This is a genomic window from Bacteroides faecium, assembly GCF_012113595.1.
GTDB lineage: Bacteria > Bacteroidota > Bacteroidia > Bacteroidales > Bacteroidaceae > Bacteroides > Bacteroides faecium.
Genome location: NZ_CP050831.1, coordinates 5,910,534 through 5,933,354 on the forward strand (window position 1 = coordinate 5,910,534; position 22,821 = coordinate 5,933,354).

Below are 22,821 nucleotides of genomic sequence, written 5' to 3' on the forward strand. Positions count from 1 at the left end.
ATTTAGTGATTAGTCGGTTAGTGATTAGTGATTAATAATCACGGATTTATACTCTTCAATGACGTTGCAAGGCTCTCCTGCCTTTACTTTGCTCCATGCCAGTTTCATCGGGTCGATAATCCGGCCTTCATATTGGAGCACAGGGGCTTCACGGTTGCCGTCAACCAAGGTCTGCCATTCCATGCCGTCCACTTCGTTGGCAAGAATCGCGCAGACTGTGATGCCGACTGCCAGCCATTCTTCCTTCTTCTTCGCACCTATCTTGCCGCTGTCAATCACTTGCTGAAGTTTTTCGAGGTCTTCTTCTATGCCTTGAAAATCTTTTTTCAATTCCTGTTTTACGGTAGATACCACCCATTCGTATCCTTCATTAATCTGGTAAATCTCCGAAAGGCGGACAGGAATCAGTTCAGCGGGATATTTCTCCCCTTCTTTGCGTATCTCCAAAGTGTTGATTATACTTTCGGCTTCTTGCACGCTTCCGCCCTTAGGGACGGTGAAGGAACATTCGAAAGCAATATCGTCAATGCCTGTAATCCAGACATGAGAAGTATAATAGTTTCCTTCTTCCTGGAACATTTCTTTACTGTACGCACATTCCAACGTTCCGACTTTTACCAATGAAGCCGAATCGTTCTCACTCAGTTCCTGGCGGATGGCGTCTTTGCCATAACCGGCCTTGCCTTTAAATGCGGAAATACGGAAGTTGCCCGACCATACATCGGGATTATAGAAAAGAAAAGAGCCTTCGCCATCTTCAAACTCATTCCAGTCCGATGGATAGTTCATGGAAAACCATGCTCCGGGGGAGATAAATTTCTTGCCTTGCATCCTTTTTCATTAAATGATTACTTGGCAAAAATACAATAAAATAGGGAAATTGCATGAAGATAGATAAGAAACTATTTACCTATCGGCTGTATTTTCCTGCGCACCTCTTTGGAAATTTCCAAAAACATATAGTTCAGCTTGCCGGAATGAATGCCTTCTTCGTTCTCTTTGTACTTCTTATTGGCGTATTGTTTGGATTTCTCGAAGGTGAGCAATGACATTTCGTTCTGCGACTTGCCTACCATTGTGGAGTCCAGTTGCTCGTCGGGAAAGAAGTCGTCCAGGTCGACATCACCAATCATCGTTGTCTCCAGAAAGTTCTTGTCGGTATGCGAATTATCTGTGTAGTAACCCACAAACATATGTCCCGGTGTACGCACAAGGATAGGGTCGATATTAATGGCACGAAGCAATGACGCGAATAATACACTGCCGTCCACACAGTTGATTTGAGAGGATTCCAGTGCATCATCAAACGTACGGACACGTTGCGAGAATACGACATTACTCGAAAGACTGGTGTTGGAGACGGAGCTATAACGGAACTTGCGTTTCTGCAAAATATTCCAAAGGGCATACACCTGCTTGTCTACCGCTCCTTTAGCCTTGCTCTGATAGCCGAGGAAACGATTGACGATACGGGTATTCAATGCTTCGCGGAGCAATTGGTCAATCATCGGATTCTCTTCATTGACGTAGGCGGCAAAGAAGATACTAGTATCGTGAAACTTGGTTCCGTTCGCTACATACCCCAGCAAACATTCGTTGATACTACGGACAGAGAAGGTACGTACCCGTTGTCCCAAGTCCTTCCCGTTCATCTCGACAGTCACGGCAACGCTTACCGGCTCGGCTTGCGCGTTATTCTTCAATGCTTCGTAATTCCATATAATATCCGGATAAATCGTATATTCCGTACGCGGCTTGTTCAAGACGAACTCAGATACGGAGCGGGAGAAGAAAGGCGTTTCGGCCACTTCAATGCGTACACGGCTGTATGCGGTCTTTGATTTCAGCCGGATGGCAATACATGATTTCGGATTTCCCAGATAAGTGGAATCCGAAGGTATGATAACTTGCGCATCGGTAGTGGCTACGGACAGAATAGCCGAGGGAAAGATGTTTCCGCCCAAATCGTCTGCTATCTCAAAGCCGGTATTAAAAGAGGTATATTTAAAGACGGACACACCGCCAAGCAGGAGCAGCAGTACGATAACCGCACCTATCACTTCGCGCTTATGCCGTTTCAAGTCAATTTTTATCATCGTTTGTAGTTTCTATTATCAAACATTTCTATCCTATCTCGCTAACAAAGATAACAAATAGCAGACGTTTTTTCCTCTTACAATCCATAAAAACTTCCATATTCCGTATCAATTCCCATAAATCAAGGAATGTAACGCGATTGTAACATCTGTTTCATCTGACCGTAACAAAGTCTTCTCATCTTTGCATCGAATAAAATAAAAACGTAACTTTGTCATATCACATTAATAAATACATCTTATGAACGAAACCCGTATTTTAGTTGTCGACGATGAAGAAGACCTCTGCGAGATTCTGAAATTCAATCTTGAGAACGAAGGTTATGAGGTAGATACCGCAAACTCTGCCGAAGAAGCACTGAAGATGGACATCAGCAGCTACCATTTAATTCTCCTCGATGTGATGATGGGAGAAATCTCCGGATTCAAAATGGCGAACATGCTGAAAAAAGATAAGAAAACAGCCAAAGTGCCTATCATCTTCATCACAGCAAAAGATACTGAAAACGATACCGTAACAGGATTCAACCTGGGCGCGGACGATTATATCTCGAAGCCTTTCTCCCTGCGCGAAGTCATAGCCCGTGTGAAAGCCGTATTGAGACGTACGGCAACGACGGAAACGGAAAGAGCGCCCGAACGGCTTACTTACCAGACACTTGTCATCGACATCACCAAGAAGAAAGCGAGTATCGACGACGAAGAAGTGTCATTGACCAAAAAAGAATTTGAAATCTTGCTTCTGCTGGTACAGAATAAAGGGCGTGTATTCTCACGTGAAGATATTCTGGCACGTATCTGGAGCGACGAAGTGTATGTGCTGGACCGTACTATCGACGTAAACATCACCCGTTTGCGCAAAAAGATAGGAGTGTACGGCAAATGCATTGTCACACGTCTCGGATACGGATACTGTTTTGAAGCTGAATAACTATTTATCATGAACCTGCCTGTAACTCAAAGACATTTTCTTTCTTTCAGCCGGAAGCTTTTCCTTTCGGTTATTTCGTTGTTCCTGGTATTCGTTGTCTGTTTCATCGCGTACCAGTACCAACGCGAACGGGAGTATAAAGTAGAACTGCTGAATACCAAACTGCAGGATTACAACAGCCGGCTCTACGAACGGCTGGATGAGCAACCGCTTGACAACGGAATTATCAACGATTATATCAATAATCATATTCTGGAAGACTTGCGTGTAACGCTTATCGACCTGGATGGAAATGTGGTTTACGACAGTTATCCGAACCACGACGAGCAGATGGAAAACCATCTGAACCGTCCGGAAGTACAAAAGGCACTGAAACACGGAAACGGATATGACGTGCGCCGTACTTCGGAAACGACAGGAGTTCCTTATTTTTATTCGGCTACACGTTATAAGGATTATATTCTCCGCTCGGCATTACCATATAATGTCAGCCTTATCAACAATCTGCAGGCAGACCCGCATTATTTATGGTTCACCGTAATCGTAACTTTGCTGCTAATGATTATCTTCTACAAATTCACGAACAAACTGGGGACTTCTATCAGCCAGCTCCGCGAGTTTGCCATGCGTGCCGACCGGAACGAGCCTATCGAGATGGCGATGCAATCGGCTTTCCCGCACAATGAACTGGGAGAAATATCGCAGCATATCATCCAAATCTACAAGCGGCTGCACGAGACGAAAGAAGCTCTCTACATCGAACGCGAGAAGCTGATTACCCATCTTCAGATTTCTCACGAAGGATTGGGAGTATTTACGAAAGACAAAAAGGAGATTCTTGTCAACAATCTCTTTACCCAATACAGCAACCTGATTTCGGACTCTAACCTGGAAACTACGGAAGAGGTCTTTGCCATCAGCGAACTGAAAGAGATTATACATTTTATTAATAAGAACCAGCAACAGCGTTCAAGAGGGAAAGACGAAAAGCGAATGTCTATCACCATCAACAAGAACGGACGCACGTTTATCGTTGAATGTATCATCTTCCAGGATGCAAGCTTTGAGATTTCAATCAATGATGTCACCCAGGAAGAGGAACAAGTGAATCTGAAACGGCAGTTGACACAGAACATCGCGCATGAGCTGAAAACGCCTGTCAGCAGTATTCAAGGGTATTTGGAGACTATCGTCAATAACGAGAATATACCGCGAGAGAAGATTAATGTATTCCTCGAACGCTGCTATGCGCAAAGCAATCGGTTGAGCCGCTTGTTGCGTGATATTTCCGTACTTACCCGCATGGATGAGGCTGCCAACATGATTGACATGGAACGGGTGGATATCAGTGTACTGGTAGGAAATATCATCAACGAAGTTTCACTGGAACTGGACGAGAAGCATATCACGGTGGTTAATTCTTTAAAGAAGAGCATACAGGTCAAAGGAAATTATTCCCTGATTTATTCCATCTTCCGCAATCTGATGGATAATGCCATCGCATATGCCGGAACGAATATCCAGATTAATATCAATTGTTTCCGTGAAGACGAGAGTTTCTATTATTTCAGTTTTGCCGATACGGGAGTAGGCGTATCCCCCGAACATCTGAACCGTCTCTTCGAGCGTTTCTATCGTGTAGACAAAGGCCGTTCGCGGAAATTAGGCGGAACGGGTCTGGGACTGGCTATCGTGAAGAATGCAGTGATTATCCATGGCGGCATCATCTCTGCCAAAAATAATCAGGGCGGCGGACTGGAGTTTGTCTTTACATTGGCAAAGGAGAAATAAGATTTTCAAGAAGCAAGGTTCTTTTAAAAGAAGACAAAGAAGAAAAGGAAGAAAAATTCTTTGTATAAAATGAAAAGGCATTATCTTTGTCTTCTATGTAATTCATAGAAGTTCAATTATAATAATAGCCAATTATGAAAACGAATCTAAATATTCTTCCTGTTGTATGTCTCCTTTGTCTTTGTGCCTGCAAAAACGGCAATGCTTCCGGCTTAAACAAAACCGAAGTAGCACAGGATACTATCAAGACTTTCACATTACCAACCATCCCGCCGATGCTGACAGCCCCGGATTTACGGGCGGATTTCCTCGTCAAGCATTATTGGGATAACGTAAACTTTGCCGATACCAATTATATCCATCACCCCGAAGTGACCGAACAAGCTTGGGCGGACTATTGTGATATACTGAACCATGTTCCATTGGAAACTGCACAGCAAGCTATACGGAAAACAATCGAACGGACAAATGTGGATAAGAAAGTATTCACTTACATCACCGACTTGGCAGACAAATATCTGTACGACCCTAACTCTCCGATGCGTAACGAAGAGTTTTATATCCCTGTACTGGATGCCATGCTAGCTTCTCCCGTACTGGAAGAAATAGAAAAGGTACGTCCGAAAGCCCGTCGTGAACTGGCTCAGAAAAACCGTATCGGAACCAAAGCTCTGAATTTTAACTATACATTAGCTTCCGGTGCGCAAGGCTCTCTTTATCAACAGAAATCGGACTATACCTTATTATTTATCAATAACCCGGGATGCCATGCCTGCACGGAAACAATCGAAGCATTAAAAAACGCCCCTATCATCAATCAGCTTCTATCTCAAAAGAAGTTGACCATCCTCTCTATCTACCCCGACGAAGAACTGGACGAATGGCGGAAACATCTGAATGAATTCCCGAAGGAATGGATTAACGGATATGACAAGACCTTCGCTATCAAGGAACAACAACTGTATGACTTGAAAGCCGTCCCTACCCTCTACCTTCTGAACAAGGATAAGACAGTACTTCTGAAAGATGCTCCCGCGCAAACCATCGAAGAATACCTGCTAATGAAAGGCGAACAATAAGCATCTCCCACGTCACCCACACCGCCCACACCACACCACCCACACACGTGCCCACGCCGCATGGTCTCCCGGCCTCGTTTTTTCAGCGTCAAGCGCAGGTGTTTTCTTCGGCGTTAAGAAGGGCAGACTGTTTGAGCGTAGCGAGTTTCTGCCCTTTAGCCGGAGAAAACACCGGAGTAGCTGAAAAAACGCAGCCTTGATTCTTTCTTTTTGGTTCTTTTTCTTTCGTATCAAGACGAAAGAAAAAGAACGCCCCCTTTGCAAAAGCCAAATAAACTCCCTATCTTTGTCGCGCATTGGTTCGCAGACCTCAAAACATACGAGGAAAGCGATTAAAAGGGAATCAGGTGTAAATCCTGAACAGTCCCGCTGCTGTAAGTTCTATAAATGTGTTGCGAGCAACCTACTTTTAGCCACTGGAAAGAAACTTCTGGGAAGGCGCCCGCAACAGGAACGAGTCAGAAGACCTGCCGTGCACCCAATTTCACTGCTTTCGAGGAAAAAGCGTTGAGTCTAATGAACCGGACAATCCGTCTATCATTTCATTCATCACTCTGATTCAGAGAAAGTGTGTTTTAATTAATAAACTCTGCCAAGTTTATTTATGCGTGTCCGGTCGAAGGGATTTCGCCCGGACACTTTTAAAAGTGAAAAAATAGACCAGTAGTAGGATAAGGATGAGACATATAAGGCTATACAAGAGTATCTGTGCAGTAATCTGCTGCCAGCTTTTATTCCCGACACTTTTCGCACAACAGCAAAAAGTAGATACAGCACATACATACTCCATCCCCGAAATTACAGTTTCCGATATTTACCAAACACGAGAGATACGTTCTACCGCTCCGCTACAAGTACTTTCCAAAGATGCACTAAAAAACCTGCATGCCCTGCAAGTTTCTGACGCCGTGAAGCATTTTGCCGGAGTAACCGTGAAAGATTACGGTGGCATCGGCGGACTGAAAACCGTATCCATACGCAGCTTGGGCGCACAACACACAGCCGTGGGTTATGACGGAATCACCGTAACCGACTGCCAGACAGGACAGATTGACATCGGTCGTTTCTCGCTCGATAATGTAGACCAGTTATCACTTAGCAACGGTCAGACTGATAATATCTTCCAGCCGGCACGTTTCTTCGCTTCGGCAGGAATACTGAATATACAGACACTTACTCCCCGTTTCAAAAAAGGGAAACGTACGAATATCAGCGCGGCTTTCAAGACCGGCTCATGGGGACTGGTCAACCCATCGGTTCTGTTAGAGCAACAACTCAATTCTAAGTGGACAGTCACAGCCAATGCCGAATGGATGTCTTCAGACGGACAGTATCCATATACCCTGCACTACGGAAATGCAGAGGGTGACCTGACGTCACGGGAGAAAAGAAAGAATACCGACGTACAGACTTTCCGTACCGAGGCCGGACTTTACGGCAACTTCTCCGACAAAGAACAATGGCGATTGAAAGCCTATTACTTCCAATCTTCCCGAGGATTACCGAAAGCTACTACACTTTATAACGACTATTCCTCACAACACCTGTGGGACAAGAATACATTTGTACAAAGCCAATACAAGAAAGAGTTCAGCCAACAATGGGTATTGCAGACTTCCGCCAAATGGAACTGGAGCTATCAGCGTTACCTGGACCCCGACACCAAAAACTCTTTAGGAAAAACGGAAAACAGTTATTACCAACAGGAGTACTATCTCTCCGCATCGGTATTATACAGATTATTGAGCAATCTTTCATTTTCCCTTTCGACGGATGGGAGTATCAATACAATGGATACTAATCTTACTAATTTTGCGCAACCCACCCGCTATTCATGGCTGACAGCTTTTGCAGGAAAATACGTGAATGATTGGCTCACAATCTCCGCATCCGCTTTGGCGACTATCATCAACGAAGATGTAAAGGAAGGCGGAAGTGCCGGCAATCACCGCAAATTGACGCCTTATATCAGCGCTTCATTCAAGCCTTTCCGTAGCGAAGAGTTCCGTATCCGTGCCTTCTATAAGGACATCTTCCGCCTGCCAAGTTTCAATGACTTATATTATCAGGAAGTGGGAAACACCAAACTGAAACCTGAAAATGCAAAGCAATATAATATCGGTCTGACTTATAGCAAGAATGTATGTACATTCATTCCTTATCTTTCGGCAACCGTTGATGCATACTATAACAAAGTAACGGATAAAATCATTGCTTATCCTACCAAGAACCTTGCGATATGGAGCATGAGAAACTTGGGAAGTGTGGAGATTAAAGGAATTGACGCCACAGGAAACTTGTCTCTCCAGCCTTGGGAGAAAATCCGTATCAACCTGTCCGGCAATTATACATACCAACGGGCGTTGGATGTCACTGACCCTAATTCGAACAAGGATAAATCGACTTATAAACATCAGATAGCCTATACTCCCCGTGTTTCTGCCTCTGGACAAGCAGGCCTCGAGACACCATGGATAAATATATCTTACTCATTCCTTTATTCAGGAAAACGCTATACAGTAGGACAGAATATCGCAGCAAATCGACTGGATAGTTACAGTGACCATAGTATTTCAGCGAGCCGCGACTTCCGGATAAGAAAAGTTACAAGTTCGCTATGTGTGGAAGTATTGAACCTGATGGACAAAAATTACGAGATTGTACGATACTTCCCAATGCCGGGACGTTCGGTAAGAGCAACGCTAAAAATAATATATTAAAAGCAGGATACTGATATGAAAAGGAAATTGACATATATATTTTGGTTCTGCCTGCCCATCCTATTATTATTCACTGCCTGTGATGATATGGAAGACAAGCCTTTCACTTCTGACATTGCAGGTGACCCGACTGAAACAGATACAGCCGAGCTCTATGCGTTATGTGAAGGACTATTCAATCAGAATAACAGTTCATTGATGCGTTTCTCTTTCGGAAACCAGAGAATGGTGCGCAACTATTTTAATACAATCAATCATCGGGGATTGGGAGATACGGCAAATGATTTAGCCATTTATGGCGGCAAGATATATGTCATTGTCAATGTCTCCAGTACAGTGGAAGTAATAGACTTCCGTACAGGAAATTCCTTGAAGCAAATTCAAATGCTGACCGAAAACGGAAGTTCACGTGAACCGCGATACATCGCCTTTCATAAAGAAAAAGCGTATGTGTGTTCTTATGACGGAACAGTGACACGTATTGATACAACTTCCCTCGCCATAGACGGTGTCACTTCCGTAGGACGTAATCCCGATGGAATCTGTGTACAAAACGAAAAGTTATATGTTTCCAATTCCGGCGGACTGGATTATGCATCCGGTCTGGGAGTAGACAATACTGTATCTGTGGTCGATATCGCCACATTCAAAGAAATCAATAAAATTACAGTAGGACCGAATCCGGGCAAGATTGTAGCCGGAACGGATGGAACAACCGTTTATGTAGCAACCCGTGGAGAAGATGTAGAAGCAGGAAATTATAACTTTGCAAAAATAGACTGCCTGACAAATGGAGTGACTCATTACAATGAGAAAGTACAGAACTTCGCCATTGACGGAGAGATTGCCTATCTATACAATTACAATTATAGTACGCAAACATCTTCTATCAAGGCATTCAATCTGAAAACAGGAAAAACCGTTCGTGAGAATTTCATCACGGATGGAACAAGTATCGATACTCCTTATGGAATCAATGTGAATCCTTATAGTGGTAACGTGTATATCACAAATGCTTATGATTACACCATATACGGAGATTTGCTCTGTTTTAACCAACAAGGACAACTGCAATTCCGTCTGAATAATATCGGACTGAATCCGAACACGATTGCATTCAGCGACAAGGCTTCACAAAGCGACATTGATGATAATACCGAAGAAGCTGAAAATTCATTGGCTTTCGCCAATAAAGTATGGGAGTATAAGCCAGCTCCCGGACAGTTTATCAATACGAGTACGTCGGCTTATGAGACAGGTTTCACTGCCGAACAAGTTTTAGAGCGTGCCACAGAAAAGCTAAAGAAAAAATCAGTTATCTCATTAGGCGGATTCGGTGGAACAATAACAGTAGGATTTCCTCAACCAATCCCTAATATCGAAGGGGAATATGATTTCAAGGTATGGGGAAATGCCACTTACAACAATAACACTGGAACAGGAGCACTTGGTGGAAGTGCTGAACCGGGAATTGTATTAGTCTCAAAAGATATAAATAATAATGGGATACCTGACGATGAATGGTATGAGTTGGCAGGTAGTGAGTACGGAAAAGATACAGAAATACGTAATTACGCAATCACCTATTATCGTCCCCAACCAGCCAATGGCGATGTCCGCTGGAAAGATAATTTAGGAAAAGAGGGATTCGTCAAACGTAACACATTCCATCAACAAGATTCTTATTATCCGAACTGGATAGAAGAAAACGAAATAACTTTCCATGGGACACGTCTAAAAGACAATGCCGTAGAAGAAGGCAATGTTTGGGTAGGTTATTGTTATCCTTGGGGATATGCAGACAATCATCCCAACAGAACCGAATACAGCCAATTTAAAATAGACCGGGCTGTAGACCAAAACGGACAACCTGTATTATTAGACCAAATAGACTTCGTAAGAATCTATACCGCCGTCAATCAGGACATAGGCTGGACAGGAGAAATATCTACCGAAGTCGTCACAGTAGAAAACTTACATTACAAAAAATAATCAAACAATTAATAATTAAAATTAGAGCAGAAACATGAAAAAGTTATCTTTATTCTTATTAGTATCCATATTCGCTTTTTGCGGATGTAGTGATGATAACGATGAAACAAAAGGGGGTGATGATGAAACAAAAGGTGGTGACAAAAAAGAAATTGTCATTAGTTTCGAGAACCTACTAACTGAAGCTGAATCTGAATTTAAAACAACAGAGGGAGAAGTAGATGGCTACTATACGAAGTGCAATTTCAAAGACCCTCAAAATCTAATAGAATTACCACATTACTACAGTAGTTACCAAGGTAGTACAAGTTTTGGCGGTGGATTCACTTATACTAATTGCACTAATATTACAACCGCTGGGTATAGTAATATCAGTGCTATAACAGGAAAAGGAAAAAACGGAAAAACCTATTTAACATCAAATACCAATAGCTACACCCCTGCCCAAATCACTAATCTCAACACCGAAAAATATGAGCTCAAAGGTGCATGGGTAACAAACACAACATATGCTTATCTTGCTATCAAGGATGGAAATGATGGCTCATCTTCTATGGTTAAAGGACCTTTCACTAATGGGGACTGGTTTACGTTAACAGCAGTAGGATACAAAGCAGATGGAAGTGTTATCGGACGCATTGATTTCTATTTGGCAGATTTCCGTGACAACAAACAAAAAATAGTTAACACATGGGAATGGTTCGATTGGAGTAATATCAGCAATGCTGACTACATTAAATTTGAAATGAATTCATCAGATACAGACCCAGAACTCGGAATGATGACTCCTTCTTATTTCTGCCTTGACGGTATCACTCTCATCGAAAAATAAAAAACAACCGTTCGATTTACCTTAATTATACCCTTTCAATTTATTGATTGTAAATAATAAACCATATAATTACATTCAATTGACTGTATAATTCTAAAGAGTCAGGCTTCCTTTTCCGAAGTCTGACTCTTTTCATATCAAAGTTCCTTTTTATATTCATTACTCCTGCATTTAAAGAAATATTTCGCTATCGCACCACTAACAAAAAGCTATTATATCCTTGTATCTTTCATAAATTACCACTACATTCGTCAAGTAAAACACTTAAATATACTACAATGGAATTACCTTTTGCTGAATCATGGAAAATAAAGATGGTAGAACCCATCCGTAAAAGTACTCGTGAAGAACGCGAGCAATGGATTAAAGAAGCACATTACAACGTCTTCCAACTCAAATCAGAACAAGTTTATATAGACCTTATCACCGACTCAGGAACAGGAGCCATGAGCGACCGCCAATGGGCTGGAATGATGCTCGGCGATGAAAGTTATGCCGGTGCGACATCCTTCTTCAAACTGAAAGAGATGATTACGAAGCTGACCGGATTTGAGTATATCATTCCGACGCACCAGGGACGTGCCGCAGAAAATGTACTTTTCTCCTATTTGGTACACGAAGGAGACATCATACCCGGCAATTCACACTTCGATACCACCAAAGGACATATCGAAGGACGCCGTGCCACCGCATTAGACTGCACCATTGATGCAGCCAAACAGACACAGCTAGAACTCCCATTCAAAGGAAATGTAGACCTTGATAAATTACAGAAAGCGTTGACAGAACATGCAGAACGTATCCCCTTTATCATCGTAACCATCACCAACAACACAGCCGGCGGACAGCCCGTATCCATGCAGAACTTACGTGAAGTAAGAGCTATCGCCGACAAATACGGCAAGCCGGTACTTTTCGACTCCGCACGCTTTGCTGAAAACGCTTACTTTATCAAAATGCGCGAAGAAGGTTATCAAGATAAATCTATCAAAGAAATTACGAAAGAGATGTTCGCCCTTGCCGACGGCATGACAATGAGTGCCAAGAAAGACGGAATCGTCAACATGGGCGGATTCATAGCCACACGGCGCGAAGACTGGTACGAAGGCGCAAAAGGTTTCTGCGTGCAATACGAAGGATATCTCACTTACGGCGGAATGAACGGACGGGACATGAACGCACTCGCCATCGGACTGGATGAAAACACAGAATTCGATAATCTCGAAACACGCATCAAACAAGTAGAATACCTGGCAAAGAAACTGGATGAATACGGAATCCCCTATCAGCGTCCTGCCGGCGGTCATGCCATTTTCATCGATGCGCCCAAAGTGCTGACACACGTACCCAAGGAAGAATTTCCGGCACAGACACTGACTGTTGAGCTCTATCTGGAAGCCGGTATCCGCGGATGCGAAATCGGCTATATTCTTGCCGACCGTGACCCGGTTACTCATGAAAACCGATTCAACGGACTCGATTTACTGCGTCTTGCCATCCCCCGCAGAGTGTACACTGACAATCATATGAACGTAATTGCCGCCGCCCTCAAAAATGTATATGAACGCAGGGAAAGCATTACCCGCGGAGTACGTATCGCTTGGGAAGCTCCGTTGATGCGACATTTCACAGTCCAGCTAGAAAGGTTGTCTCTATAAACAGGAAAAGTCCGTGTAAACAAGGAAAGTTATCTCCGTCAACAATTGTCCGTATAAACAAAAGCTCTTCTGAAGTGTTTATATTATAATCAATCAAACTTAATGCGTAAAAATTATGGCAGAAGATTATAAATTAATAGACAACGAAGAGAAACATCGGTATGAATTTCAAATCGATGGCAAGATAGCCGAAATAGACTATATCAAATCAAATAACGGAGAAATTTATCTTGTTCACACGGAAGTACCCGCTTCATTGGGCGGAAGAGGAATAGGTTCACAACTTGCAGAAAAGGTCTTGACGGACATAGAGCGGCAAGGATTACGCCTCGTACCACTTTGCCCGTTTGTAGCCGGATATATCCATAAGCATCCCGAATGGAAAAGAATCGTAATGCGCGGTATTCATATTAAATAAGAATAGTCATGGGAAAGAAAGTTGAATATACGAATGGCGAACTGACCATTGTATGGCAGCCGGAATTATGCCAGCATGCCGGAATATGCGTAAAGATGCTACCCAATGTTTATCATCCGAAAGAAAGGCCCTGGGTACAAATTGAAAATGCGACAACGGAAGAACTAATTGCGCAAATCAGTAAATGTCCTTCAGGCGCATTAAGCTACCGACTGAACAAGAAAGAGAAGTAACCCAATAAGAAACGGTGAATAATAGAGGAGATTTTCCACTTATTATTCACCGTTTCGTATTTTATATTACATTCGGGATATTCAGTAAATGTCCCTATTTCTTATTTTAGGAATATCCCTACATTTAAATTCCTTCTATAATCAAATGATGATATATTCAATTCATGATATAATCAGTTTATTCCATATTCAATTCAACGTCCAAGTCAACACAAAGTCCGAATGGATACGATAACCGACAGTATAAAGCTTTTGCAACCCCGTCACGAACTCTTGAACTTGAAACGTCCCCTCTTCCCGAGGAATAAAATGTGTCAAACGGAGTTTACGAAGATCGGCGTCGGCATCTTCCATACGTTTAAAAACCGCTTCCTTTGCAGACCAATGCAACAACAGGCTCCAAGTTGTATCTCCCTGATAAGCTTCCGCCTGTTCGTCAGAACGGACATAGCGGTCGGATACCCGATGGACACGTTGCCCATATTGCTCGATATCAATGCCGACAGCAGTCCGGGAACTAAGAATCACAGCTACATATCCTTTTGTATGAGAAATGCTGATAAAAAAAGAATGGTCGGACAGATAAGGTTTGCTTTCAGAAGAGTAAGCAATCTCCTTGTCTTCCCGAAGCATTGAATACAGCAAGACACGGACAGACGTCCATTCCAATTTCCGCCGTTCGGAGACAAAGCGGCTCAGTTCCTGTTCGCAGGAGATTCTTCTCGTCTCAGGCAGAAAAGCCAATAATGTATCCAAAGATTCTTCCATCTTCCAGACAGCCCACTGTATATCATCCGTCTTATGTTGCAGAAATAACGCCATTTTACATTTGCTTGATTTAGCTTTCGTGATTTTATTTTCGTGATTCTATTTTCGTTAATCTGTTTTCTTGAATCTACTTTCATGATTCTATTTTCAAAGATTATTCTTTTCCTTCCGATGCTTCCGTATCCTTAGGCAAAATCGTAAACTTGACTTTCAAAATACGGCGGCTATCCATCTCCAATACTTCAAACTCGTAATTGTGATAAGTCACTTTCTCATGCAATGCCGGGAACTCACCTTTAATCTCAAGCAGCATACCTGCTAAGGTATCGGCATCCCCCACCACTTTCTCAAACTCATCCTCATCTACTTTCGCAATCTTATAGAAATCCGTCAACTGCGTTTTCGCTTCAAATATCCAGGTATGGTCGTTCAACACAACGTATGTACGTTCTTCATCGTCATACTCATCATGAATTTCCCCCACTATTTCTTCGATAATATCTTCCATCGTCACCAGTCCGGAAGTTCCCCCAAACTCATCTACGACGATGGCAATATGAATCTTATTCGCCTGGAAATCACGCAGCAAATCATCAATCATCTTCGTTTCAGGTACAAAATAAGCAGGACGAATCAATGACTGCCAACGAAAATTATCCCCTTTGCCCACATGAGGCAGAAGGTCTTTGATATACAGTATACCCTTTATATTATCCCGCGAACCGGCAAAGATAGGAATACGTGAATAAGCATTTTCAATGATACATTGCATCACTTCCTTGAAAGACGTACGAATATCCAAATCAACCATATCCAGACGAGAAGTCATCACTTCCTTCACGGTTTCTCCGCCAAAACGGATAATTCCTTCCAGAATATTATTTTCTTCGGTAAGCTCCGCCTTATCTGTAAGTTCCAGCGCATGAGACAGTTCATCAACAGAAATATTATGGCTTTTCTTGGCAAAATGCTTGTTCAGAAAAGTAGTAGAGCCCACCAGGACAGTAGCTATCGGATAAAATATTTTTTCCAAGTAATAAATAGCCGGTGCGGAGAAACGGCAAAAAGCCAATGTCTTCTGCGCTGAATAAATCTTCGGCATGATTTCGCCGAACAGGAGCAACAGAAAAGTAAGTATCACAGTCAGTATCAGGAACTCTGCCAATGGGGAATGAAATACAAAGACATTCATAAAGAAGAAGTTGCAGAGCATGATAATGGTTACGTTCACAAAATTATTAGTAATCAATATCGTCGCCAGAAGACGTTCGGAATTACCAAGAAGGGCACTTATTTTATCATCGGAAGGATGATTTCGTTCATCAATATCATTCCGGTCTGAAGGAGAAAGCGAGAAAAAAGCGATTTCAGAAGCCGAAGCAAAACCGGAAGCAAGCAGGAGTACACCTGCCAGTACTATGGCGATAATAGCAGAGATAGAAGGAGTGTTTACGGTAATACCGTTGAAAATATCAGCCAATTGGCTTAAATAACCATCTGAGTCCAAAGAGTATATATTTTAGTTTTACAAAAGACAATGTGCCAATCTGCTCGCGAAAACCTATTGGCACACTATCACATTACTAGAACGGCAAGTCATCTGCCGGATTATCTTGTACAGGCTGCGCTTGCGTCTGCTGCGGCTGTTGCTGTTGCATTTGCTGTGGCTGACCGACGGCAGGTTGCTGTGCAGAAGCAGCAGCTCCCGGATTAGCACCTTTCGGAGACAGCATTTCCATATTATCCACATAAATTTCGGTGACATAGCGCGTGGCACCTGCCTGGTCGGTGTAAGAACGTGTCCTTATCTTTCCTTCCAAATACAATTTGTCACCTTTGTGCACATATTTATCTACGATTTCAGCCAGTCGATTGGATGCAACGATATTATGCCACTCCGTTCTGTCGGGAATCTGGGTTCCATTAGCCAACGTGTAGCCACGTTCTGTCGTAGCTAACGAGAAAGTTGCCACAGCCGAACCTGCATCAAAATATTTCACCCGTGGATCTTGTCCCACGTTTCCTAACAATATCACTTTATTTACTGACATATATGTATCAAGTTTATAATTCTTAAATTCAAATCTGCTGCCAAAATTAAACAGAATAACAATAGGATGCAAGAATTGTTGTAACTTTTATTTCGAATCAATATACTTCTCAATAAAAGCGTGCACCAACCTTGAAACAGCATATTGCTCCAATTCTTCCGCCTTTATTTTCTGAAACTGACCGAAAGAAGCCGTTTCTCCGGGCAATGTCACTTCATAGAAATTAGCATAAATCACCCGATGGGACAATACATGCTTCACTTCCCTACACACCGAACGGACTACCGGCTGCTCACCCGGAGCAAAAAGCGCCTGAAACTCAGGCAAAGCTAAAAATTCTTCTTCCGGCACAGCAACCGGAGTTTCTATCAAAGGCAGTTCAAAAAGATTTTTCCAAATATCATCCGCCGTCCGCTTACTTATAAAGGTATGCGCGCCCGCACGTACATAAATATAATTAAAATAACGGTTCGTCGTTTTCGTCTTATGCTGCTTCACCGGCAGTTTGCCGACCAGCCCTTTCGCAAGAGCCGAACAACCATCCGCCAACGGGCAAAACAAACAATCAGGCGACTGCGGAGTACACTGAATCGCCCCGAAATCCATAATCCCCTGATTATAAAGAGCCGGTTGCTTCCTGTCCAACATCTCGTCCGCCAAAACCGCAAAGAGCTTCTTCCCCTCTGTCGAATCAATCGGCGTGTCAATGCCGAAATAACGTGAAAGCACACGATATACATTTCCGTCCACCACCGCATAAGGCATACCATAAGCAAACGAGCAGACAGCCGCCGCAGTATACTCCCCTACTCCTTTCAGAGCCAGCACTTCCGGATACGTTTTCGGGAAAACCCCATCCATGCTTTTTGCGGCAGCATGAAGATTACGGGCACGTGAATAATAACCCAATCCCTGCCAATATTTCATCACCTCATCCTCTTCCGCGTCCGCCAATGTCCGCACATCGGGAAAACGCTCGACGAAACGAAGAAAATAATCATATCCCTGCACCACACGCGTCTGCTGAAGGATAATTTCCGAAATCCATATCAGATATGGGTCGGAAGACTCCCTCCAGGGCAATTCACGTTTATTCTCCTCATACCACTTTATAATTGCTTCAGTAAACTCATTCATAAGACCATTCTTAACGTATCATCTAACATTTATCTTGTATATGCTGTTCAAAAGCCACACAAAAGTAACTCTTTTGGCTCTAAGAAAACCCAACGCCACCATTTTTTTAGAAAAATGTGCATAATATATTTTTTTAGGAGCTTAAAAAGCTATATATTTGCAGTCCAAAAAATTAGCAATAACATAATAGTAATAATATTTTTTTTAAGGAAAAATGACTAAAGCAGATATTGTAAACGAGATTACAAAGAAAACTGGAATTGACAAGCAGACAGTTCTTACAACAGTAGAAGCATTCATGAACGCTGTAAAAGATTCATTGTCTAACGACGATAATGTGTACTTACGTGGATTTGGTAGTTTTGTAGTGAAGAAAAGAGCACAGAAGACCGCTCGTAATATTTCTAAGAATACTACGATTATCATCCCTGAGCACAACATTCCGGCTTTCAAACCGGCTAAGACATTTACAATTTCAGTAAAGAAATAATAAACAAGAGTATTAACCCATAAAATGTGAAGCTATGCCAAGCGGAAAAAAGAAAAAAAGACATAAAATGTCTACGCACAAGCGTAAAAAAAGACTAAGAAAGAACAGACATAAAAGCAAAAAATAATTTTTAAGTCTGGATCACACAGAAATAAAGAACAAACTTGCGAAGCTCTATGTCTTTCAAGTTTGTTCTTTGTTTAAGTAGCTAACCCAAAATGAACAATTTGTCAAAAAAGTTGTTCATATAAATGAGATTCAATCAATAATAAGGAAACAAAACAGTGACAAGTGAACTAGTAGTTGACGTACAGCCCAAAGAGGTATCCATCGCCCTTCTCGAAGACAAGAGCCTGGTGGAACTTCAAAGCGAAGGAAGAAACATCTCCTTTTCTGTGGGCAATATGTATTTGGGACGTATCAAGAAATTGATGCCGGGACTGAATGCATGCTTTGTAGACGTCGGTTACGAGAAAGACGCTTTCCTTCATTATCTTGACCTGGGTCCTCAATTTAACTCACTCGAAAAGTTTGTAAAGCAGACTTTAAGCGACAAAAAGAAGCTGGCCTCCATCAGCAAAGCAACCCTGCTTCCCGACCTCGACAAGGATGGAACTGTATCCAACACACTCAAGGTGGGACAAGAAGTAGTGGTGCAAATCGTAAAGGAACCTATCTCCACGAAGGGACCGCGACTGACGTCCGAAATTTCGTTTGCCGGACGCTATCTCGTACTGATCCCTTTCAATGACAAGGTTTCCGTATCACAAAAAATTAAATCGAGCGAAGAACGCGCCCGCCTGAAACAACTGCTGATGAGCATCAAGCCGAAAAACTTCGGTGTCATCGTCCGCACGGTAGCCGAAGGCAAACGCGTAGCCGAACTCGACGGAGAGCTTAAAGTCCTGATCAAGCATTGGGAAGATGCGATGGCAAAAGTACAGAAAGCCACCAAGTATCCGACGTTGATTTATGAAGAGACCAGTCGTGCCGTAGGTTTGTTGCGCGACCTCTTCAACCCATCTTTTGAGAATATTCACGTCAACGACGAGGCTGTGTACAATGAAATCAAAGACTACGTATCACTGATTGCGCCCGACCGGGCTAACATCGTGAAACTGTACAAAGGCCAGCTTCCCATTTACGACAATTTCGGTATCACCAAGCAGATTAAATCCTCGTTTGGTAAAACTATCTCTTACAAGAGTGGTGCCTATCTGATTATTGAGCATACTGAGGCGCTTCACGTAGTAGACGTGAACAGCGGAAACCGCACCAAAAATGCCAACGGACAGGAAGGTAACGCACTCGAAGTGAATCTGGGAGCCGCCGACGAACTGGCGCGCCAACTGCGATTAAGGGATATGGGTGGTATCATCGTCGTGGACTTCATCGACATGAATGAAGCCGAAAACCGTCAGAAGCTTTATGAACGCATGTGTGCCAACATGCAGAAAGACAGGGCACGGCATAATATTCTGCCGCTCAGCAAATTCGGGCTGATGCAGATTACGCGCCAACGTGTGCGTCCGGCAATGGACGTCAACACGACCGAAATCTGCCCCACCTGCTTCGGCAAAGGCACTATCAAGTCGTCCATTCTCTTTACGGACACTTTGGAGAGTAAAATTGATTATCTGGTCAATAAACTGAAGGTTAAGAAATTCTCGTTACACGTCCATCCGTATGTGGCCGCTTACATCAACCAGGGACTCGTTTCCCTGAAACGGAAGTGGCAGATGAAATACGGATTCGGTATCAAGATTATTCCAAGTCAGAAACTCGCATTCCTGCAATATGTGTTCTATGATACACATGGAGAGGAAATCGATATGAAGGAAGAATTCGAAATCAAATAGACAGAAAAGGCGGCTCGTTGCAACGGGTCGCCTTTTCTGTCTATTTACTCTTCTTTCAAATCATAATAATACAAACGAGTATGTTCATCATCATCTTCTGGCAGTAATGGGCTAAAATGGTTCTTTTCATAAAACGGAATAGCGTTCAGATATGCATCTACCGTTATAAAGCGACACCCAGTTTTATTGTTTTCAATAAATTACTTCTTATTGTTTTTAGCTATCTACCAAACTCTCTGTTCAAGCCGCTCATCCTTGTTCAATTAAACTCTCCGTTCAATCGGATTTGTACTCGTTTCCTGTTCAAGATGCACGTAAAAAGCAAGCGGATTACAAATCCTGATACGAAAAACCAGCGAATTATAAATCCGCTGGGACGGGGGGATACGGGGGAAGCAATAATATATATTTCAATTCGTTTTTCATACTTCGGAATGTTGACTATTAGCGGCATTAAATATGGTCAGACATTATTGACTATACCCAACCAAGTAGTACGTGAACAACTACACAGCTACTTGTTGGAACAACGACTTTGCACAAAATCGTAGTTGTCTATCAGGGGATGAAAATGGTGGTATGTGAAGAAGCTTAAATTATCTATTTTCCTCCACTATCCACTTTTCAATATTGCGGGTTTCCGCACTGAAGTTTACTCCTATTTTAAAGAGTTTACGTTCATCCATTTCGAAAGGAAGGGCGTAATGCTTGTCGTTAATCTGCTGCAAAGCCTCTTCGGCCGTGCTGTTCAGCTTAAATTCCATTATATAGATGAATTTATCAGTCTGCAGGACGAGGTCGATACGTCCGTCACTCGTCTTATATTCCACGTTGACGTAGAAGCCGACCAGTTTAAAAACGATGAAAAGCACGTTTTCGTAATGCAGTTCCTGGTCACGAATCACTTCGTAAGTAGTGTCCGCAAAGAAACTCCGCAAGCGACGGAAGAAAGAATCATAATCACCGGAACGCACCTCACGGACAAACTTCTGAATCTCAAAAGGGGATTCCACCTTATTCACATTCGCATAAAAAGGAAGTAGGAAACGGATAAATCCCTCTTCCACTTCACGATTTGGGAAACCTAAACGATACATTCCAAATTCTTCATCATACCCCTTGATGGTGAGGTATCCACTCTGATAAATCACAGGAATGGGATTAGTAGATTCTGAGTCTATACTGTTCAGAACCTGGGCATCAGTTTCCTCGTGCGTCATTCGTTCCAAGTCATAATGATGTTTTTTTAGTAACTTCACCAGATAGGTAGGCGTACCCGTCTCAAACCAATAGCTGCCGAATTCCTTGCGTTTGAAAGCGTTAAGCAGACTGAACGGATTGTACATGCCGATTGAATTGTGCGTAAAATGATAGCCGTCATAGCACTCTCTCAGTTCTTCACAAAGCTTGTCATACGTCATACCTCGCGCTGCAGCAAATTCATGGAGTTCTGTTTCCAGATTTTCGTGAATTTCACGCTCGCTGACACCACATATTTCGATATACTCATTCCACATTGAAATATCATCCAGATTGTTCAAGTCACTGAATACACTGACTTTGCCAAACTTTGTCACGCCAGTAAGGAATGCAAACTTAATGCAACCGTCCATTGTTTTGAGCGCTCCATAGAACGGTTTCAAGGTGTTTCGGAATTGTTTTTGAAGTTCCTCATTACCAATGGCTTGTAACATAGGTTTGTCATATTCGTCGACCAAGATGACCACACGTTGCCCTACCAATTTGCAGGCACGCTCTATGATACCGGCGAAACGCAAGGAAAACGAACGTTCGGACGGCTCGGCACCGTAAAGTTTCTCCCACGCTGTCAGCGATTTATCAAGTATATTATCCAGACTTTCCAGTGTGTCATACTTCTCGATATTAAGGTCGAGATGCAATATAGGATATTTAATCCAGTCTTTTTCCAACTTTTCTACTGCCAAGCCAGTAAACAATTCCTTCTTTCCTTGAAAGTAAGCTTCTAAGGTAGAGATGAGCAGACTCTTTCCGAAACGGCGCGGACGACTCAAAAAATAATAACTTCCCGTCTTGACCATTTGATACATCAATGCAGTTTTATCAAAATAGAAATAACCGTCATTACGAATCTTTTCAAAACTCTGAATACCGATAGGATAAATTTTATTGCTCATACTCTCTGCTTTTATAAAAAATGCGCTTTCTTATTGCAAAGATACTGATTTTAGTAGATTTCTCTGCCATAGCAAGTTAAAAGAAAAACATTTCACCTACAATAAAAGTTTCACAACCACTTTCTGTTTTAGCACTACTACGACGAGAATTACAGAAGCTGATACGAAAGAGGGCGGACAGTAATGGGCTAGCTACCCAAGACACAGCCAATAACGCTTCCCGGTATAGCGGAGCCTCATGCAAAATAAAATCGTTCAAGTCGGTATCACCGCAATTGAACGATTCTTCTATTTTCTCCCATTCTTCCATCCGACTAATACGGAATTTCGGTTACCCGTTCAATCAGGTTCTGTTCAATCGGAGCGAGATACAAAGAAGTTCTAGGCATCGCCATTACAATCGAAAAAGCCCGGACTTTCACAAGCCCGGGTTTTCTGTATTCTCAGAACATCTTCTTATCTATAGGGAAATAAGGGACTAGCATATTAATTCTAGCGCAATACGGAAGATGCCCCGGGAATAATAGGAAGATGTCTGTGGGAAATAAGGGAGACATCTTCCTGCTAAGTAGCAGGCACGAAAGATATACTTTCACAAGCATAAACTTTC

The 22,821-nt window shown here is 42.6% G+C and carries 19 protein-coding genes, 1 pseudogene and 1 riboswitch; of the genes and pseudogenes, 12 read left to right on the forward strand and 8 right to left on the reverse strand.

What is annotated here, in order from left to right; translation table 11 throughout:
- Positions 1–24: 24 nt before the first annotated feature.
- On the reverse strand, positions 25–831 hold the full coding sequence (locus BacF7301_RS22460) for a DUF3805 domain-containing protein (protein WP_167966317.1): 807 nt from the start codon (positions 829–831) through the stop codon (positions 25–27).
- A gap of 71 nt (positions 832–902) precedes the next feature.
- The gene (locus BacF7301_RS22465) at positions 903–2,096 is read right to left on the reverse strand and encodes a hypothetical protein (RefSeq protein WP_167966319.1); all 1,194 of its coding nucleotides are present in this window, start codon (positions 2,094–2,096) and stop codon (positions 903–905) included.
- Between the two features lie 241 nt (positions 2,097–2,337).
- Here BacF7301_RS22465 and phoB point away from each other — a divergent pair, with 241 nt between their 5' ends.
- From phoB to BacF7301_RS22510, 9 genes are all read left to right on the forward strand, one after another.
- On the forward strand, positions 2,338–3,027 hold the full coding sequence (phoB, locus tag BacF7301_RS22470; protein WP_167966321.1) for a two-component system response regulator PhoB: 690 nt from the start codon (positions 2,338–2,340) through the stop codon (positions 3,025–3,027).
- A 9-nt stretch (positions 3,028–3,036) separates the two neighbouring features.
- Positions 3,037–4,818, forward strand: coding sequence for a two-component system sensor histidine kinase PhoR (gene phoR, locus BacF7301_RS22475; RefSeq protein ID WP_167966323.1), 1,782 nt, complete (start codon positions 3,037–3,039; stop codon positions 4,816–4,818).
- A gap of 134 nt (positions 4,819–4,952) precedes the next feature.
- Positions 4,953–5,897, forward strand: coding sequence for a DUF5106 domain-containing protein (locus BacF7301_RS22480; RefSeq protein ID WP_167966325.1), 945 nt, complete (start codon positions 4,953–4,955; stop codon positions 5,895–5,897).
- Between the two features lie 280 nt (positions 5,898–6,177).
- Positions 6,178–6,386: riboswitch (cobalamin riboswitch) on the forward strand.
- A gap of 188 nt (positions 6,387–6,574) precedes the next feature.
- Positions 6,575–8,617 (forward strand): TonB-dependent receptor plug domain-containing protein, encoded by a 2,043-nt coding sequence (locus BacF7301_RS22485; protein ID WP_167966327.1) that lies wholly within the window; start codon positions 6,575–6,577, stop codon positions 8,615–8,617.
- A gap of 15 nt (positions 8,618–8,632) precedes the next feature.
- The gene (locus tag BacF7301_RS22490) at positions 8,633–10,609 is read left to right on the forward strand and encodes a YncE family protein (protein WP_167966329.1); all 1,977 of its coding nucleotides are present in this window, start codon (positions 8,633–8,635) and stop codon (positions 10,607–10,609) included.
- A 34-nt stretch (positions 10,610–10,643) separates the two neighbouring features.
- Complete coding sequence (locus BacF7301_RS22495; protein WP_167966331.1) at positions 10,644–11,441, forward strand: DUF4465 domain-containing protein; 798 nt, start codon at positions 10,644–10,646, stop codon at positions 11,439–11,441.
- Between the two features lie 278 nt (positions 11,442–11,719).
- Entirely contained in the window at positions 11,720–13,099 is a 1,380-nt protein-coding gene (tnaA, locus tag BacF7301_RS22500; RefSeq protein WP_167966333.1) for a tryptophanase TnaA, read from the forward strand.
- A gap of 115 nt (positions 13,100–13,214) precedes the next feature.
- On the forward strand, positions 13,215–13,517 hold the full coding sequence (locus BacF7301_RS22505; protein WP_167966335.1) for a GNAT family N-acetyltransferase: 303 nt from the start codon (positions 13,215–13,217) through the stop codon (positions 13,515–13,517).
- A gap of 8 nt (positions 13,518–13,525) precedes the next feature.
- Complete coding sequence (locus BacF7301_RS22510; protein WP_167966337.1) at positions 13,526–13,750, forward strand: (4Fe-4S)-binding protein; 225 nt, start codon at positions 13,526–13,528, stop codon at positions 13,748–13,750.
- Positions 13,751–13,939: 189 nt separating this feature from the next.
- Here the strand turns inward: BacF7301_RS22510 and BacF7301_RS22515 are convergent, their stop codons facing one another.
- The 4 genes from BacF7301_RS22515 to mutY form a co-directional block, all read right to left on the reverse strand.
- Positions 13,940–14,572: a 4'-phosphopantetheinyl transferase family protein gene (locus tag BacF7301_RS22515; RefSeq protein ID WP_167966339.1), complete on the reverse strand. Its 633-nt coding sequence runs from the start codon at positions 14,570–14,572 to the stop codon at positions 13,940–13,942.
- A gap of 100 nt (positions 14,573–14,672) precedes the next feature.
- Positions 14,673–16,025 (reverse strand): gliding motility-associated protein GldE, encoded by a 1,353-nt coding sequence (locus tag BacF7301_RS22520; protein ID WP_167966341.1) that lies wholly within the window; start codon positions 16,023–16,025, stop codon positions 14,673–14,675.
- A gap of 76 nt (positions 16,026–16,101) precedes the next feature.
- On the reverse strand, positions 16,102–16,569 hold the full coding sequence (locus BacF7301_RS22525; protein ID WP_167966343.1) for a single-stranded DNA-binding protein: 468 nt from the start codon (positions 16,567–16,569) through the stop codon (positions 16,102–16,104).
- Positions 16,570–16,656: 87 nt separating this feature from the next.
- Positions 16,657–17,706: an A/G-specific adenine glycosylase gene (gene mutY / locus BacF7301_RS22530; protein ID WP_167966345.1), complete on the reverse strand. Its 1,050-nt coding sequence runs from the start codon at positions 17,704–17,706 to the stop codon at positions 16,657–16,659.
- A gap of 214 nt (positions 17,707–17,920) precedes the next feature.
- On the opposite strand from mutY, the gene BacF7301_RS22535 reads away from it, so the two are divergent.
- The 3 genes and pseudogenes from BacF7301_RS22535 to BacF7301_RS26165 all read left to right on the forward strand — a co-directional run.
- The gene (locus BacF7301_RS22535) at positions 17,921–18,196 is read left to right on the forward strand and encodes an HU family DNA-binding protein (RefSeq protein WP_167966347.1); all 276 of its coding nucleotides are present in this window, start codon (positions 17,921–17,923) and stop codon (positions 18,194–18,196) included.
- A gap of 284 nt (positions 18,197–18,480) precedes the next feature.
- Positions 18,481–20,055, forward strand: a complete 1,575-nt coding sequence (locus tag BacF7301_RS22540; protein ID WP_167966349.1) for an Rne/Rng family ribonuclease — start codon at positions 18,481–18,483, stop codon at positions 20,053–20,055.
- Positions 20,056–20,480: 425 nt separating this feature from the next.
- Positions 20,481–20,579 (forward strand): annotated as a pseudogene (locus BacF7301_RS26165) (PD-(D/E)XK nuclease domain-containing protein); the annotation flags it as partial.
- A gap of 72 nt (positions 20,580–20,651) precedes the next feature.
- Here the strand turns inward: BacF7301_RS26165 and BacF7301_RS22545 are convergent.
- Complete coding sequence (locus BacF7301_RS22545; protein ID WP_167966351.1) at positions 20,652–22,211, reverse strand: ATP-binding protein; 1,560 nt, start codon at positions 22,209–22,211, stop codon at positions 20,652–20,654.
- Positions 22,212–22,287: 76 nt separating this feature from the next.
- Positions 22,288–22,521 (reverse strand): hypothetical protein, encoded by a 234-nt coding sequence (locus BacF7301_RS25845; RefSeq protein ID WP_209319471.1) that lies wholly within the window; start codon positions 22,519–22,521, stop codon positions 22,288–22,290.
- Between the last annotated feature and the right edge of the window lie 300 nt (positions 22,522–22,821).

What these genes read in the sequence shown, in the direction of transcription:
- BacF7301_RS22505 (WP_167966335.1), top strand. Translation starts at nt 13,215, where the DNA reads ATGGCAGAAGATTATAAATTAATAGACAACGAAGAGAAACATCGGTAT.
- BacF7301_RS22460 (WP_167966317.1), bottom strand. Translation starts at nt 831, where the DNA reads ATGCAAGGCAAGAAATTTATCTCCCCCGGAGCATGGTTTTCCATGAAC.
- phoR (WP_167966323.1), top strand. Translation starts at nt 3,037, where the DNA reads ATGAACCTGCCTGTAACTCAAAGACATTTTCTTTCTTTCAGCCGGAAG.
- BacF7301_RS25845 (WP_209319471.1), bottom strand. Translation starts at nt 22,521, where the DNA reads ATGGAAGAATGGGAGAAAATAGAAGAATCGTTCAATTGCGGTGATACC.
- BacF7301_RS22495 (WP_167966331.1), top strand. Translation starts at nt 10,644, where the DNA reads ATGAAAAAGTTATCTTTATTCTTATTAGTATCCATATTCGCTTTTTGC.
- BacF7301_RS22510 (WP_167966337.1), top strand. Translation starts at nt 13,526, where the DNA reads ATGGGAAAGAAAGTTGAATATACGAATGGCGAACTGACCATTGTATGG.
- BacF7301_RS22480 (WP_167966325.1), top strand. Translation starts at nt 4,953, where the DNA reads ATGAAAACGAATCTAAATATTCTTCCTGTTGTATGTCTCCTTTGTCTT.
- tnaA (WP_167966333.1), top strand. Translation starts at nt 11,720, where the DNA reads ATGGAATTACCTTTTGCTGAATCATGGAAAATAAAGATGGTAGAACCC.
- BacF7301_RS22545 (WP_167966351.1), bottom strand. Translation starts at nt 22,211, where the DNA reads ATGAGCAATAAAATTTATCCTATCGGTATTCAGAGTTTTGAAAAGATT.
- BacF7301_RS22515 (WP_167966339.1), bottom strand. Translation starts at nt 14,572, where the DNA reads ATGGCGTTATTTCTGCAACATAAGACGGATGATATACAGTGGGCTGTC.
- BacF7301_RS22535 (WP_167966347.1), top strand. Translation starts at nt 17,921, where the DNA reads ATGACTAAAGCAGATATTGTAAACGAGATTACAAAGAAAACTGGAATT.
- BacF7301_RS22490 (WP_167966329.1), top strand. Translation starts at nt 8,633, where the DNA reads ATGAAAAGGAAATTGACATATATATTTTGGTTCTGCCTGCCCATCCTA.
- BacF7301_RS22465 (WP_167966319.1), bottom strand. Translation starts at nt 2,096, where the DNA reads ATGATAAAAATTGACTTGAAACGGCATAAGCGCGAAGTGATAGGTGCG.
- BacF7301_RS22485 (WP_167966327.1), top strand. Translation starts at nt 6,575, where the DNA reads ATGAGACATATAAGGCTATACAAGAGTATCTGTGCAGTAATCTGCTGC.
- mutY (WP_167966345.1), bottom strand. Translation starts at nt 17,706, where the DNA reads ATGAATGAGTTTACTGAAGCAATTATAAAGTGGTATGAGGAGAATAAA.
- phoB (WP_167966321.1), top strand. Translation starts at nt 2,338, where the DNA reads ATGAACGAAACCCGTATTTTAGTTGTCGACGATGAAGAAGACCTCTGC.
- BacF7301_RS22525 (WP_167966343.1), bottom strand. Translation starts at nt 16,569, where the DNA reads ATGTCAGTAAATAAAGTGATATTGTTAGGAAACGTGGGACAAGATCCA.